8 protein-coding genes, 2 tRNA genes and 1 pseudogene are annotated in these 15,923 nt (G+C 41.5%); 8 read left to right on the forward strand and 3 right to left on the reverse strand.

The genetic code is table 11. The annotated features are described in order from the left end of the window. Nucleotides 1–169 precede the first annotated feature (169 nt). From QZR76_RS00830 to QZR76_RS00840, 3 genes and pseudogenes are all read right to left on the reverse strand, one after another. Nucleotides 170–814 (reverse strand): annotated as a pseudogene (locus QZR76_RS00830) (ATP-binding cassette domain-containing protein); the annotation flags it as partial. A gap of 47 nt (nucleotides 815–861) precedes the next feature. Beyond that, nucleotides 862–1,512 carry a ribulose-phosphate 3-epimerase gene (rpe, locus tag QZR76_RS00835; RefSeq protein WP_294139524.1) on the reverse strand — a complete coding sequence of 217 codons (651 nt, stop codon included), beginning with the start codon at nucleotides 1,510–1,512 and terminating at the stop codon, nucleotides 862–864. Nucleotides 1,513–1,553: 41 nt separating this feature from the next. Further along, nucleotides 1,554–2,066 carry a gamma carbonic anhydrase family protein gene (locus QZR76_RS00840; RefSeq protein ID WP_294139525.1) on the reverse strand — a complete coding sequence of 171 codons (513 nt, stop codon included), beginning with the start codon at nucleotides 2,064–2,066 and terminating at the stop codon, nucleotides 1,554–1,556. Nucleotides 2,067–2,232: 166 nt separating this feature from the next. On the opposite strand from QZR76_RS00840, the gene QZR76_RS00845 reads away from it, so the two are divergent. The 8 genes from QZR76_RS00845 (at nucleotide 2,233) to xpt (ending at nucleotide 15,920) form a co-directional block, all read left to right on the forward strand. Next, nucleotides 2,233–2,667 (forward strand): Hsp20/alpha crystallin family protein, encoded by a 435-nt coding sequence (locus QZR76_RS00845; protein ID WP_294139527.1) that lies wholly within the window; start codon nucleotides 2,233–2,235, stop codon nucleotides 2,665–2,667. Nucleotides 2,668–2,909: 242 nt separating this feature from the next. Beyond that, nucleotides 2,910–2,982: transfer RNA gene (locus tag QZR76_RS00850), tRNA-Gly, on the forward strand. Between the two features lie 258 nt (nucleotides 2,983–3,240). Then, nucleotides 3,241–6,615, forward strand: a complete 3,375-nt coding sequence (locus QZR76_RS00855; RefSeq protein ID WP_294139529.1) for a hypothetical protein — start codon at nucleotides 3,241–3,243, stop codon at nucleotides 6,613–6,615. Nucleotides 6,616–7,006: 391 nt separating this feature from the next. Further along, nucleotides 7,007–7,079 (forward strand) — tRNA-Gly (locus tag QZR76_RS00860). Nucleotides 7,080–7,319: 240 nt separating this feature from the next. Further along, the gene (locus QZR76_RS00865; protein WP_294139531.1) at nucleotides 7,320–10,769 is read left to right on the forward strand and encodes an AAA family ATPase; all 3,450 of its coding nucleotides are present in this window, start codon (nucleotides 7,320–7,322) and stop codon (nucleotides 10,767–10,769) included. Nucleotides 10,770–10,819: 50 nt separating this feature from the next. Next, nucleotides 10,820–11,311: a GNAT family N-acetyltransferase gene (locus tag QZR76_RS00870; protein ID WP_294139533.1), complete on the forward strand. Its 492-nt coding sequence runs from the start codon at nucleotides 10,820–10,822 to the stop codon at nucleotides 11,309–11,311. A gap of 211 nt (nucleotides 11,312–11,522) precedes the next feature. Further along, on the forward strand, nucleotides 11,523–15,209 hold the full coding sequence (gene purL / locus QZR76_RS00875) for a phosphoribosylformylglycinamidine synthase (protein WP_294139535.1): 3,687 nt from the start codon (nucleotides 11,523–11,525) through the stop codon (nucleotides 15,207–15,209). 141 nt (nucleotides 15,210–15,350) lie between these two features. After that, on the forward strand, nucleotides 15,351–15,920 hold the full coding sequence (gene xpt / locus QZR76_RS00880; RefSeq protein WP_294139537.1) for a xanthine phosphoribosyltransferase: 570 nt from the start codon (nucleotides 15,351–15,353) through the stop codon (nucleotides 15,918–15,920). Nucleotides 15,921–15,923: the final 3 nt, after the last annotated feature.

Consider the following 15,923-nt stretch of genomic DNA (forward strand, 5'->3'; position numbering starts at 1 on the left):
TTTCAACCGTGTTTATAACGTTCTCTGTCGTTGGAGTCTCGTTTTCCAAATTCCGAGCTAAAACCTCCGGGTTACTTTCCACTATATTTTCTATCTCTTCTTCGCTTAATGGCGGGTTCTCTGCTACAATGTCAGAAAAAGAGTGATCTTCAAAGATGGCGCCGTTTTCACATCGGAAAACCCGTCCGGGAAATTTGGTGATCAGATCGTACTGGTGGGTTGCTATGATAACCGTTTTTCCGCTGTCACAAATGTCTTTCAGTAGTTCGATCAAGTGGTAGGAAGTTTCCGGGTCTATATTTCCGGTCGGTTCGTCTGCCAGGATAATGGGAGGGGCGTTTAATAAAGCCCGAGCCAGTACAATACGTTGTTGCTCACCTCCGGAGAGCTGGTGTGGAAATTTATCTTTTTTATCCGGCATCTCCACTTTTTCGAGTACTTCATCTATCCGTTCCCGGATCGCTTTTTTGTCTTTCCATCCTGTTGCCCGCAATACAAATTCCAAGTTGGCGTAAACATTTCTATCCGTAAGTAGTTTGAAGTCTTGAAATACAATACCGCATTTCCGTCGCAATAGGGCAATATGGGATTTTTTGATCTTACCTAACTTATATCCGGCAACTTCCGCCTTTCCGTACTCCAAAGGTATTTCCGCGTATAATGTTTTTAATAGAGACGTTTTTCCGCTACCTACTCTTCCGATGATGTAGACAAATTCGCCCTCTGTAATCTCCAGGTTAACATTTTTCAATACCGTGTTTTTTTGTTGACGGATAGCTGCTTGCTCCAGTTTGATAATAGTTCCCATAGACATAAGCGTATCGTTTTACTATTTGTTTTTCCACTCTTTCGACCGGCGGATTATAAATTTTTTAGTCCTTCTATATTTTTTTTCGGATCCGGAGAGTTGAATACGAAACTCCCCGCTACCAATGCATCGGCTCCGGCTTCCACAAGACGACGCCCTGTCTCGAAATTCACACCGCCATCGACTTCTATACAGGCGGAGGATGTCGTTTCTTTTATCAGTTGTTTGAGTTTTGTAACTTTCTGTAATGTACTTTCTATAAAAGACTGTCCTCCGAATCCGGGATTGACACTCATCAGCAAAACCACATCTATGTCTTGAATGATATCGTCTAAGTCGTGTACCGGAGTATGCGGATTGAGTGCTACCCCGGCTTTCATTCCCAGCGATTTGATCTGTTGTAAAGTCCGATGTAAATGTGTGCACGCTTCGTAATGAACCGTCAATATATCGGCTCCCGCTTTGTGAAAAGCTTCCACGTAACGTTCGGGTTGAATGATCATCAAATGCACATCCAATGGTTTTCGGGCCGCCTTCTTTATTTGAGATACGAGTGGTAAACCGTAAGATATGTTCGGAACGAAGACCCCGTCCATGATATCCAAATGAAACCAGTCTGCCGGACTCTCGTTAACCATTTCTATATCTTTGGCTAAATGAAGGAAATCGGCAGATAGCAGGGAAGGAGAGACTATGATACTCATTTTATTAACAGACGATTAATTTATAACAGGTTATTTTTATATTATTTATACCAGCTTGCATACATGGAATAGGAGTTCACGATGCGTTCCACCTCGTCACGAAGTAATTCCGGTCCCATCTCTTTCAGCTTTTTGGCCGGGGCTCCGGCATATACCCAGCCGGATTCGACCACGGTACCTTTGGTTACCACACTTCCTGCAGCAACAATAGAATTGCTTTCTATAACGGCATTATCCAGTACGATGGCTCCCATACCGATCAGTACATTATCGTGAATCGTGCATCCGTGAACGACCGCATTATGTGCAATAGATACATTATTACCTATATTCGTGGGTGACTTTTTATAGGTAGCGTGGATTGTCGCATTATCCTGAATATTTACATTATTGCCTATCTTTATATAATGTACATCTCCTCGTAATACGGCACCGTACCAAATACTACAATTATCACCCGTTTCTACTTCTCCGATGATCGCTGCATTTTCAGCAATAAAACAATTTTCTCCGAATTTAGGAGTATGTCCGTTTAATTCTCTAATAATTGCCATAATAAAATCATAATTATTTTCAGGATTCGAAATTACGAAATATGCATCAGAAAACAATTTCCTTTTGAGATTTTATATATTCTTTTTGAAACACTCTGAAATTTCTTACGTATAAGACGATGTACAATTAAACGAAACGATCACTTTTAATGAAGGAGGATAAATTATGAGTATAGTGAAAAGAAATAGTGATTTAAGGCCGTTTTATTCTAATCTTTTGGATGATTTTTTTGATACATGGCCCAAGACAGTTAACGAACAAAGAGGTATTCCGGCCTTGAATGTGAAAGAAGACGATAAGAACCTGACCTTGGAACTTCAAGTTCCGGGAATGAAAAAAGAAGATATTAAGTTAGAGTATAAAGATGGTTTTCTGACTATATCCGGAGAACAAAAAGAGGAGAAGGAGGAGCAAGATAGTAAGCAAAAATTTTTGAGGAGAGAATTTACTTCCGTCTCTTTTCATCGTACGATAGAGTTACCGGAAGATAAATACGATGTCGGTAAGGCGGAAGCAGTTTATAAAGACGGTATTTTGGATATTACGATGCCCAAAAATGAAGAGAGAGCTAAGTTAAATAAGACGATACAGGTAAAGTAGGTGGTTTTATTTTGAGTGATCGGTCGATTTTGAAAAAAATCGGCCGATTTTTTGTTCTTTTTTGAAAAAGAATTTACTTTGTGCAGGCACAATAAAAGGCATAAAGATGCCATTTCAGAAGCGTTATTTGATATATTTGCGAAAATAGCTCAGTTGGTAGAGCATAACCTTGCCCGAAGCGAAGCGTCATTGACACAACCTTGGCGAGGTTTGAAGATACCAGAAGCGTATTTGATATATTTGCGAAAATAGCTCAGTTGGTAGAGCATAACCTTGCCAAGGTTAGGGTCGCGGGTTCGAGTCCCGTTTTTCGCTCTTGTAGAACGTAGTTCGATCTTCATTCGGACGACGTTTTTTTTTATTTCTATAGAAAAAATCTTTATATTAATAATATAGCAACTATTTTTTTGTTTTTTACATACTAAATATTTAGTTTTACGAAAATTAAATATGTATAAAAATAATGAGGATAGTTAGCTATCCGGACGGTAAATTCAAAATTTCCGTTAGGTCTGCCGACATTAATGAAGGGAATCAGATCAGATATTATTTACCATTTTAACTAAATGATTTATGAAGATGCGTCGTGTGTTCCATATAGCCGTTTACGAGGCGAAACAACAAAGCCGGGGATGGATGTTCTCGCTGTTCGTTGTTTTTTCTTTGATGAGTATTACTTTATGGCAATTGTTTTTGCAGGGAGACGGGTATTGTGAGAGTTGGAAGTTGGTAGCTCTTCCTTCCTCTGTACCCTTAGTAAACGCCTATCTTTTTAGTGTCGTGCAATCGTTGTTCGTGATTGTCATTATGACTGATTTTCCCCGGCGGGAGGGAATGGGTGAAACTCTTGAACCGATATACGCCCGTCCCATGGATAATGCGGACTACACGTGGGGACGAATCGTGGGAAATATTATATTATTTTCCATTGTGAATATGGTCGTTATGTTGGCCTGTATCTTTTTTGTTAATTTAAATAGCCTGGCCCTGCTAAATCCGTGGTATTACCTGTTTTATTTTTTCACGTTGAATATTCCTTCCTTAATCTTTATGATGGGGTTAAGTCTTTGGTTCGTCCGGGTTGTGCGCTTTCGTTACTTGGCACTCTTGCTCTTATTCGGTTGGCTGGGCATATCGATCGTGTGGTTACCTTATTTATGGCATGGTACATTGGATTTTTTAGCTACCGGAGTGCCTAATTTATTTTCAGACGTGACGGGACACTTGGGTTTGGAATATTATCTATTGCATCGATTGAGTTTTTTATTGTTAGGTATAGGATTTATATTTTGCAGTATAAAAGGAATGAAACGTTTACCGAGTACTAAGGGGCGTGTAGCTTTTTATACCTATGGAGGAGGAATCTTTATTTTATTGGGTATCGCGTGTGGTATTTTGCTTGAAGCCAGTTATTGGCCCGATCGGAGTGCCCGTGAGGGATATCGTGAGAGTTTCCGTGGTTACTGGAAGGGACAACTATGCCATGTGGAGCGTCATTCGATAAGAATGGAACAACGGGGAAATCGGCTTTTCATGGAAAGTGACCTGACGTTGTGTAACCTGACAAAAGAGAAGATTAATCAACCTCTTCTTTTCCTGAACCCGGGATTACGGGTCGAAGAGATGGAAGAGGAGGGAAACCCCGTACGTTTCAAACGAGAGGGGCAGATTATTATATTGGATCGTCCGCTGTACGGGGGGGATTCCTTGCGTTTACGTATGCGTTACACGGGTAAAATCGATGAGAGTTTCACGAATTTGCAGTTATCAGATCAGGATTACGAGAATCCTTTCAATAACGATCGATTTTTTCCCACGGGACGACATAGTGCTTTCGTGGAAGATGATTACTTATTATTGACTCCCGCGTGCGGGTGGTATCCGACGGCATTAGCCCCGGTACACCCGTTTTCCCCGATGAGTACGGGGAAAGACATGACTCTTTATCACTTGAAGGTGGTGGCTCCCCGTCAGGCCTCTCTCTTCTCCCAGGGAATACCTTCTGATCGGGGTGATACGCTGTTTTTTGCTTCTTCCGGCTATTTGCCGGGTATCTCCGTTTGTGGCGGAAAATTTAAAACGAGGCAATTGGATGTGGATAGCTTGATAAGGCTTTCCTTAAATACCATCGTGGAGCCCAAGGCTTTTTTGGAACATTTTGCCCCCATGAAAGCGAAAGATGTGAAATTATTTTTTTACAAGAATCCATTGTTCCCGTGTGGGATGAACTTTACGGATTTAAGCTGGAGAGACGGAACGACAACTCATTTGAATTTTATAGAGACCCCGTTATCGTTTCGGATAGAATCCAATGAAGGTGGGACTCTTGGCGGGCAAATCGAGCCGGGATTCGTCTTTTTACCGGAACGGGGTTTTGGTATAGAGTTAACGAGTATTTTTAAGCAACCTTTTGGCGATGGAAAACCTATTGCTGTGGATATAGGGGAAGGACGGGTTTATATGCAGGAGGCACAAAATCCTACTTTGGAACAGTGTATTAATCTTTGGCTCTGTTTAAATGCGGACTGGATTCAGAAAATGAATAGCCATCCCTTGCTAAGGCAGAACGACTATGGGTCGGAGATAGCCAAATTCAATCCATTGTATATAGAGCCTTTACTGACGGACCGTCGTTTATCGATTTACTCGGCACAATACCCGTTTGTCAATATAATGTTAGAGAGGTTTTATATGGAGAAAGAATTTTTTGTGAAGGGAAACGGCAGATTTGGAGTCGGGGATATGAATACAGCTCGTGATTATACCCGGAATCACAGTCTTAACGAGGCCATATCGGATGAAAATATCAGTCAGACGACACGATACAACGTGGTGTTGTGGAGTTTACGCGATTTGATGGATCATATCGGGTTGAAGGTTTCCGTGGATACATTCTTTCATGTGATAGATGATATTTACCACACGCGTCAGGGAATGATTCGTTTTGAAGATTTTTGTGAAGAACTAAAGAATCGAACGGGAGGAGATATCGAAAGTGTGTTTGAGAAATGGTTAAACGTTCGTCATAATCAATATTTTAAAATAAAAGATTTAATCTCTTATCGGTATCTGAATAATAGGGGTTATGGACCGGAGGGATGGGTTGAATTGGAAGGGAAGGTCAAGAATTGCGGAAAAGAGGGTGGCTTTATCGTGGTAAATGTGGCAAAGGATGGGATGACTCAACGTTATAGTTGTTACTTGAATCCCGGAGAGGCAAAATCGTTTTACATAGCCTATTATGCGAAAATGCAATTGAGCCGGGAATTGATTACCGGTATGTCTTCCAATCGTCCGAATTTGTATAGAGAATGGGAAGAAGGAAGCCGGAAAAAGTCGGAAAAATTGGAAGCGACTCATGTTTGGACCAATATAGATCCTTCCGTTTTTGATCCGGACCCGCGGGAAACGATAGTGGATAACTTGGATCCCGGTTTTTCATTTGATGATAAGGTAAACCAGACCATACTGCAAAAATGGTTCGGGGTAAAAAACAGAGAGGATTGGAATATCCGAAAAGAGGGAGAATCCGCACGATTATGGAAGAGTCGTATTGGTGAGAATTACTATGGAGATTCTGTGCGGAGTTGTTATTACAAGAGTTTTGGTACGGGGAATTGTACGGCTACTTGGAAAACCCGATTGAAAGAAGCGGGAAAATATAGAATTATGGCAAAGGCCGGGTATGTACCTTTTGAAAGATTTGGTAAGTTTGATGAAGGATATTTATCCGATATCATTCTTTACTATACGATAAAAAGCGGAGGAAAAGAGGAAAATGTTGAAGTAGAGGGAAAAGATTCGGATAGATATCCCGATTGGGTTTCTGTTGGCGAGTTCGACTTTCCGGAAGGGGAGGTTTCCGTTACTCTTTCGGATAAAGACGAAAAGGGGAGAAAAGACTTAGCGATTGTTGTCGATGCTATAAAATGGGTAAAAATAGATTGAAAAAAGAGATCAGGGAGATGGATGATAGTAGAGAGGGAAGATAAAATAGAACTCTGTTTTTCGCAATGGATCTTTTTTCCGGACGTGAATGGCAGAGTACTCTTTTTATCGAATGAATAACTTTTTGAAGTACTTACCGGACACCCCAGACTATCCTAAGACGATCTCATCCCGATCGAATAGCATGGTAGAGCCTGGTAGGAGGGCTTTTTTGGTATAAAAATTTAAAATAAAAATTTGCGGGTTGGAATTAATTATATACCTTTGTCCTGTTCTTAAAATAAGTACGAAAGTAGCTCAGTTGGTAGAGCACAACCTTCCCCTGAAAGCGAAGCGTGTAGACGCAACCTTGGGGAGGTTTGAAGAAGCCAACATGTTGTTTGATAATTATGCGAAAGTAGCTCAGTTGGTAGAGCACAACCTTCCCAAGGTTGGGGTCGCGGGTTCGAGTCCCGTTTTTCGCTCTGAGGGATAAGCGGTGATGTTCTATCACCGCTTTTTTTTGTATAAAACCGGGGTAATGAAATCAGTAAAATTTGTTTTGTCTTGTTATGTAGTAGGTTATGAGAATAATAAATTAATAAATGCGGGAAAGAATTGCTTTTGGGAAAAAATAAAATTATTTTTGGAGAAGTTGGTGTAATGGATTAACCCGGTAAAAATCCAGTGAGCCTATGTTGTAAAAATCCAAAATATAAAGTGATATGACCGACCAAAAGAATACTGCAAAGAATAAAGGTAAAGAAACGAATCCAGAAGATGAATTTAAGTTCAAGAGTATCCGGATAAGTAATCGTAATGTTATCGATTATGCCGGGCATAAGCGTTACCGTACGGTCTATCGTTTGAATGAAGTAGAGACATTTTATATCGATATGGAATGGATAAACAAACGGTATGACGAAACTCCGTGGAATGCTTCGGTTATTGTCGGTTTATTCTTTGTAGATGGGGATAATCCTGTTTTAGTGGCCAAGAAAGAGGACGTAGTGGTTATTCCTAAAGATATGAGTGTTTTTAGCCATCATATTGCGTTTGCTTTAGCGGATTTGAATGGATTTACTTTCCGGGAAGGAGTATACCGGATACAGGTGGTAGTCAATGGTATGGCAGCGTTATCGGATGAGATTCATTTGTTGGAGGCTCGTGCCGATGTAGCGGATTATTTTAAAGTTGTCGATGCCGGATTTGATAAATGTTGTGAGGAAGATCCCAACACGGAGCGTCCGCACTCTTTTCGTATGTTGAACGGGAATAACCTGAAAGATGTACGTTTTTATCTTGTGGCGGAGAATCGATTGCAAAAAGAGTGGACTTACGAATTTCTCGTTAACATTATGGATCATAACGGAATGCCGAAAGCGACCCGGGTGGTGAAAGGAAAGTATTATGTGTCCGATTCAAAGGGGAAACGATTGCTCTGCTTTGCCGTGGATTTGGGAGGAAATCTGGAGCATTTTTGGGAAATAGGAAGTTATACGGTGGAGTTGCTTTGTTTTGATCAAGTCGTGCTTGTATTGGATTTGGAAATAGGAACGGAAGACGTACCGTATCGTTTTGACGAAGAGATCGCATCCCAGGAGCGAGTCGAAACGAATCATCCGGAACGTGACGAAAAAATAACGGATAAAGAAGATGCTTTGGAGCAACTGTATCAGTTGGTGGGATTAAGGAACGTGAAAGAGGAGATTACCCGTGTGAGCGAATTGGTCGAGTTTGTAAAAATGAGACAGGAAAATGGATTTGATGATGTGTTTCCTCCTATGAATATGTTGTTTATGGGAAATCCGGGAACAGGAAAGAGTACAGTAGCTCGACTTGTGGGAAAAATATTTTATAAAGAAGGCATATTAAGTAATGGGAAACTTCATCGCTATCGTCGGGAGCATTTAACGAGTCCCGGTCAGGCGGTAGAAGAAGAATTGATTCGGGAGGCCTTGTCCAAGAGCGAAGGCGGTATATTATTGATAGAAGATGCGGATGAGCTGTATCCGACAAATAGCCCGAACGATCCGGCTATTCGGATATGGAATATATTATTGAACATTCTGGACAATGAATCTCCTCGTGTATTGGTTATATTGGCCGGCAGCAAGAATGAATTATTGGCTATAGCGGAGGGTATTCCGGAAATGAAACGTTGTTTCCCCACTCAATTGATTTTTGAAGATTATTCTCCGGAAGAGCTTATGGAGATCACGCGTCGGATGCTAACCTTACGTCAGTATAAATTTACTTCAAAAGCAGAAGAAAAATTTGCCAAGCTTTTAAAAGATTATTGTACACTTAAAAATGACGGATTTGAAAACGGGCATTTTATAGAAGATCGCTTGGATTCGGCCGCTTCTAAATTGGCTAAGCGTTTGATGGCTAATCATTCCGGTAGTTACACGAAAGAAGAGATGATGTTGATCCGGGAAGAGGATATCGATGCCTGCGAGCAACCGAGCCCCGAAGAATCATTGAAGAAGTTGAATGAGATGATTGGGTCTAATGAGTTGAAAAGCAGTATAATTAACTATATAAATTATGTCTATTTTATCCGGGAAAGACAACGACACGGGTTTACGGATATTCTTCCTCCGTTGAATATGGTTTTTATGGGTAATCCCGGTACCGGAAAAATTACGGTCGCCCGAATGTTAGGGGAGATTTTTAATACCGCAGGAGTGTTGGAAAGTTCTGTGGTGACGGTAAGAACTCGTGGAGAATTGATAGGAGACGGAAGTGTATCTCCTCAACAAATGGCATTCTATGTTTATGAACAGGCCCGAGGTGGAATTCTTTATCTTGAGAATGCCCATACTCTTTTTCAGGAGGTCACGGGTATGACGGCTTTGGGAATGATTTTAAATCAGTTGTCCGAAACAGAAAGCGGTGATACTGTTGTAGTATTGGGAGGAGATACCGAAGAGATGGAAAAGATCCTGGCCGCTAATCCTAAATTGAAATTGCTTTTCCCATACTCTTTCTATTTTGAAGATTACACGCCTGAAGAGTTATTGGATATTGCCGTTCAGAAAGTGAAAGAAAAAAATTATACTTTACATCCTAAAGCCAAAGAGGCTTTTAAGCTTTTGGTTTCTAAGGTATGTAATGAACACGATAAACATTTTGGAAATGCTCTTTTCGTGGAAAAAATGGTCGATCAGGCCATTCGGAATCTTTCCGCACGAACGATGAAGATCCGGAAAGAACGTGAGTTAACCCGGAAGGAGGTTACTACTCTGATGGCTGTAGATATTCCCGATATAACTTCTCAATTGCCCAATTCATGTAAGGACCGGTTTGATGAAAAAGAGATTGCGGCAGCCTTGAAAGATTTGGATCATATGGTCGGTCAGGTCAAATTAAAAAAGCAAATTCACGATTTTGTGGATTTGGCTCGACACTACAACCAACAAGGGATAAAATTAAATACCCGTCTCTCTTTACAATGGTGCTTTACGGGTAATTCCGGCATGGGCAAGGGAACGGTAGCTCGAATCATTGCCCGTCTTTATAAGGCTATGGGAATTATCGACAAAGGGGAGGTCAAGCGTTTTCGGGTAGAAAAGTTGATCGGACAGACGGAGGAGGAGGCTATGCAGAACATTGGCAACGCATTGCTTCAGTCGAAAGGTGGGCTTTTCTTCTTCGATGAAGATTCCAGCCGTCTGAATGATATTCCGGGACTGAAAGAGAGGGTACGTGCCATATTGGTAAATCAGTTGGCGGAAAAACCCGGAGCTTACACGATTATATATGCAAAACAAAATCCTCCGCGAGTCATGTTGAACGATGATGTTGAAAAAGTTTCCGATATGATTAATGTTTTGGTGTTTGAAGATTACACGAAAGAGGAGTTGTTGGAAATTTTGAAGCGGGACTTGGCTACCGAAAAATCCAGAATGACCCGTACGGCTCAACGGCAAATAATATCTTTCATATCTCATTTGGTTGACAACAAGAAAAAGAATCACGCCAGCGCTCGCCTGATTAAATTGGTAGCGGAGATGATGATGCGAAATCGGACTCAGCGGGTAGCTAAAACCGGTGTTAAAGAGAACAAAAGTAAAATGTATTCGATTACAAAACAGGACGTGGAACAATTCACTCCCGAATTCCTTGCCAGTATGGTCAGGGAACGAAACACGATCGGGTATAAGATGTAAGTTCAGATGATAGAAGGAATAAAAACGAATTGTTGCGTAAAGGTTGAGTCATGATAGAGACGGAGCGATTAGAGTTGATACCTTTACGTCACGAATACCTGCGATTGTGGGTTGAAAATATTTCTGAATTAGAAAAGAAACTTGTTTGTTTCTACAAGGCAGAACCGATAGAGGGTCTTTTTCTTGACATCGTGAAAGGTCAACTTGAAAAAACCGTAAAGGATTCTAAGCATTATTATTGGCATAGCTTCTGGTTTTTGATCCGAAAAAGCGATAGAATTGTCGTCGGTTCCGCTGATTTCAAAGGTCTACCCAATAGCGACGGAGAAGTTGAAATAGGTTATGGATTAGGGAAAAAGTATGAACATAACGGTTATATGACGGAAGCCGTTATGGCAATGTGTCATTGGGCATTACGACAAGACGGAGTTACAAGAGTGATTGCAGAAACGGAATTGGAGGGGACTGCTTCGCAGAAAATATTAGAACGTTGCGGTTTTGTGAAATACAGACAAGGAAACACTCTCTGGTGGAGGTTATAAAATACTTGTCGGTACGGAGTGTCTTCTATGAAGTTTTTGGAGTGGGAATCGAGATATCATCCGATTATTGTAGGATGTATTTATCGGTATTTTTGTCATTCCGTTAATTCTGTTTTATTTTATGTTCAAATCCTGTTTTTAGAGAAAGATCCCTCGTTTTTTATTATATTCGCGGGTGAAACGTGGAATTCAAAATAAACAGATATAACGCATGGCAATAGTTTTCTACCAAAAAGATGAAACGGTATATGCCGTTCACTATCAAAATTCGGAAAATCCTTTGGATGTTAGTAAATTAGAGTGGTTGTTTAGCGGGGCGAAAAAAGTTCATGAAGAGACGATGAGGGGGTATTTCGTGGGACCTCGTCGGGAAATGGTAACTCCTTGGAGTACTAATGCTGTAGAGATCACTCAAAATATGGGAATTTCAGGGATCCTTAGGATTGAAGAATTTACCGGTTGTGATGAAAAGGCAGCATACGATCCTATGCTTCAGGCATTTTACGAAGGACTGGATCAATCTGTTTTTACGATCGATAAGAAACCGGATCCTATCGTGTATATCGAAGACATCCGAGCCTATAACCGGCAAGAGGGACTTGCTTTAAACGAGGAGGAAGTTGCTTATTTGGAAAACTTAAGTAAGAAATTAAGACGAAAATTGACAGACTCGGAAGTATTCGGTTTTTCTCAGGTAAACTCGGAACATTGCCGTCATAAAATTTTTAACGGAACGTTTATTATAGACGGAGAAGCCAAAGAAGAATCTCTTTTTTCGATGATAAAAAAGACTTCAAAGACAAATCCGAATCGGATCGTGTCTGCTTATAAAGACAATTGTGCTTTTTTAGAGGGACCGAAAGTGGTCCAATTTGCGCCTCGTACTCAGGATAAACCGGATTTTTTTGAAACGAAAGAGATCGATACGGTCATATCCTTGAAAGCAGAGACTCATAATTTTCCGACTACGGTGGAGCCTTTTAACGGTGCAGCCACGGGTACGGGAGGCGAGATCCGGGATCGGATTGCCGGAGGTCAGGCATCTCTTCCCGTTGCGGGTACGGCCGTGTATATGACATCTTATCCGCGCTTGGAAGCCGATCGTCCGTGGGAGGAGCACATCGATCCCCGGAAGTGGTTGTATCAGACTCCGGAAGATATTCTAATAAAGGCTTCCAATGGAGCATCCGATTTTGGAAATAAATTCGGTCAGCCGTTGATCGTGGGATCTTTATTGACGTTTGAACACGAAGAGAACGACAGGACGTACGGTTACGATAAAGTCATCATGCAAGCGGGCGGTATCGGTTTCGGAAACCGTAAGCAGGCCATGAAACATACTCCGGAGGCAGGAGATCAGGTTGTATTATTAGGAGGAGACAATTACAGGATCGGTATGGGAGGAGGAGCCGTTTCCTCCGTGGATACGGGTGTATATGCCGGTGCTATTGAGTTGAATGCCGTACAACGTTCCAATCCTGAGATGCAAAAACGGGTATGTAACGCGATTCGGGCCATGGCCGAATGTGATGAAAATCCGATCGTTTCCATTCATGACCATGGTGCCGGCGGTCATTTGAATTGCTTGTCGGAGTTGGTAGAAGAAACAGGGGGATTAATTCATCTTGAAAAATTACCCGTGGGGGATCCGACCCTTTCCGACAAAGAGATCGTTGGAAACGAGTCACAAGAACGCATGGGACTGGTGATGAAAGAAAAAGACGTGGCTACCTTACAACGTGTCGCAGATCGGGAAAGAGCCCCGATGTATGTGATCGGAGAGGCCACGGGAGATCATCGTTTTACTTTTGTCGATGCAAAAACAGGGGAAAAACCCATAGATCTGGAGATGAAAGATATGTTCGGTAATCCGCCGAAAACAATTATGGAAGATAAGAACGTGAAAGAACATTTCACGGATGTCGAGTATGATATAAATAAAGTTGAAGAGTATATCGAACAGGTATTACAGATAGAGGCAGTAGCTTGTAAAGATTGGTTGACCAACAAGGTAGACCGTTCTGTAAGTGGTCGTATTGCTTTTCAGCAATGTGCCGGACCTCTGCAATTACCCTTGAATGATCTGGGGGCTATCGCTTTGGATTATAAGGGGAAGAAAGGGATCGCCACCTCTATAGGTCATGCTCCGGTTGCCGCTATGATTGATCCGACAAAAGGGTCGCGTCTGGCAATAGCAGAAGCGTTGACTAATTTGGTTTGGGCTCCCGTAGAGCAAGGGTTACGGGGAATTTCTTTATCTGCTAACTGGATGTGGCCCTGTAAAAATCCGGGCGAGGATGCTCGTTTATACAGGGCAGTAGAGGCCGCAAGTGAATTTGCCATTCAATTGGGTGTAAACATTCCTACGGGAAAAGATTCTCTTTCCATGACACAGAAATATGGAGACAGAAAAGTCTATGCCCCTGGAACAGTCATTATTTCTACGGTAGGAGAGGTTAAGGATATAAGAAAAATAGTTTCTCCTGTTTTGAAAGCCGACTCGGAAACGGAAATCATATATATTGATTTTTCATTCGACAAGTTGAAGTTGGGTGGTTCCAGTTTTGCTCAGGTATTGGATAAGATCGGAAAGGATGCTCCGGATGTAAAAGATGCGGAATATTTTGCCAATGCGTTTACCGTTCTACAACAATTAGTGGAAGAGGGGTATGTATTGGCAGGTCACGATATTTCGGCCGGGGGTATGATTACGGCCTTACTGGAGATGTGTTTTGCCGACAATCGTTTGGGATTGAAAATCGATTTCTCTTACTTGGCCGAAAAAGATATCGTGAAGATTTTATTTGCTGAAAATCCAGGAGTGCTTATACAGGTAAAGGATTGCAAACAGGTGGCTCGTATTCTGGATGGGGCAGGTATTGCCTATAATTTCCTCGGAGGTCTGTCTCAGGCCGGTCGTTTGGTGATCAAAAAGGATGACGCGCAATGGAATCTGGATATCCGTTCTTTAAGAGATTTGTGGTTTAAAACCTCTTATTTGTTGGATCGTCGTCAAAGTGGAGCCGGGTTGGCTTTAGAGAGGTACAAAAATTACAAGCAGAATGAATTGAAATATAAATTTCCGTCTTCTTTTACCGGAAAATTAGCTGCATGGGGGTTAGATTTGAATCGTTCGACTCCGTCGGGTATAAAAGCTGCTATTATCCGCGAAAAAGGGTGTCAATGCGACCGGGAAATGGCTTGGGTGCTGTATTTGGCAGGATTCGATGTTAAGGATGTCCATATGACGGATTTGATTTCCGGTCGGGAAAACCTGGAAGACGTGAATATGATTGTTTTTGTGGGAGGATTTTCCAATTCAGATGTTTTAGGTTCGGCAAAAGGATGGGCCGGTGCATTCAAATACAACGAAAAAGCTCGCATCGCTCTGGAGAATTTCTATAAACGGGAAGATACTTTAAGTTTGGGTGTTTGTAATGGATGCCAATTAATGGTGGAGTTGGATTTGGTTTATCCGGAGCATGGAGAGAAAGCTAAAATGTTGCATAACGATTCTCACAAGCTCGAATCTGCTTTCATTAACGTGGATATCGTGGAGAATAACTCGGTTATGTTGAAAACATTAGCCGGATCTCGTTTGGGAATCTGGATTGCTCACGGAGAAGGGAAGTTCTATTTACCTTATAAACAGGAAGAGTATCATATCCCCGTTAGGTACAGTTACGATCGTTATCCGGCTAATCCGAACGGTTCTCCCGCGGCAACGGCTGCTATTTGCAGCAAGGACGGTCGTCACTTGGCTATGATGCCTCACCTGGAACGCTCTATGGCTCCCTGGAACTGGGCGTATTATCCGGAAGACCGAAAAGAGGATGAAGTGAGTCCCTGGATTGAAGCATTTGTAAATGCCAGAAAATGGATAGAAACACGGAAATGAACATTGTTTGATGTTAAATAAAAAAGCAGTCCGCAAGACTGCTTTTTTATTTAACAATTATACAATTTGGAAAGGATGAATTGTATAACAAGAGATTTTTATACTTTTGTGGAGTGCGTAAAATAGATAAATATAAGACGTATGGAGTTATTAAAAAGAAGGATTCTGCAAGATGGTCGATGTTTTGAGGGAGGAATCTTAAAAGTGGATAGTTTTATAAATCATCAAATGGATCCCATTTTGATGAAGTCTATCGGGGTTGAATTTGTTCGTCGGTTTGCCAACCAGAATTTCAACAAGGTAATGACGATCGAGGCTAGTGGAATAGCTCCGGCAATCATGGTAGGGTATTTACTGGAGTTACCGGTCGTCTTCGCCAAAAAAAAGCAGCCCAAAACGATGGAAAACATGATTTCGACGACGATACGTTCTTTTACAAAAGACAGGGAATACAACGTATGTATCAGTAAAGATTTTTTGGGAAAGGGAGACCGGATTCTTTTCATTGACGATTTTTTGGCCAATGGTAATGCCGCCAATGGTATCATTGATTTGATAAAGCAAGCGGGAGCGGAGTTAGTCGGAATGGGGTTTATCATAGAGAAGGCATTTCAGCACGGGGGAGATTTGTTAAGAAGTAGAAATATTCCGGTCGAATCTCTGGCGATCATCGATAGCCTGGATAATTGTCAGATTAAAATACGAGAGTAAACA

It is taken from the genome of uncultured Sanguibacteroides sp., assembly GCF_900543425.1.
Taxonomy (GTDB): Bacteria; Bacteroidota; Bacteroidia; order Bacteroidales; family Marinifilaceae; genus Gabonibacter.

Excerpts from the sequence above, each read along its gene's own strand:
- rpe (WP_294139524.1), bottom strand. The coding sequence starts at position 1,512 with ATGAGTATCATAGTCTCTCCTTCCCTGCTATCTGCCGATTTCCTTCAT.
- QZR76_RS00840 (WP_294139525.1), bottom strand. The coding sequence starts at position 2,066 with ATGGCAATTATTAGAGAATTAAACGGACATACTCCTAAATTCGGAGAA.
- QZR76_RS00865 (WP_294139531.1), top strand. The coding sequence starts at position 7,320 with ATGACCGACCAAAAGAATACTGCAAAGAATAAAGGTAAAGAAACGAAT.
- QZR76_RS00845 (WP_294139527.1), top strand. The coding sequence starts at position 2,233 with ATGAGTATAGTGAAAAGAAATAGTGATTTAAGGCCGTTTTATTCTAAT.
- purL (WP_294139535.1), top strand. The coding sequence starts at position 11,523 with ATGGCAATAGTTTTCTACCAAAAAGATGAAACGGTATATGCCGTTCAC.
- QZR76_RS00870 (WP_294139533.1), top strand. The coding sequence starts at position 10,820 with ATGATAGAGACGGAGCGATTAGAGTTGATACCTTTACGTCACGAATAC.
- QZR76_RS00855 (WP_294139529.1), top strand. The coding sequence starts at position 3,241 with ATGAAGATGCGTCGTGTGTTCCATATAGCCGTTTACGAGGCGAAACAA.
- xpt (WP_294139537.1), top strand. The coding sequence starts at position 15,351 with ATGGAGTTATTAAAAAGAAGGATTCTGCAAGATGGTCGATGTTTTGAG.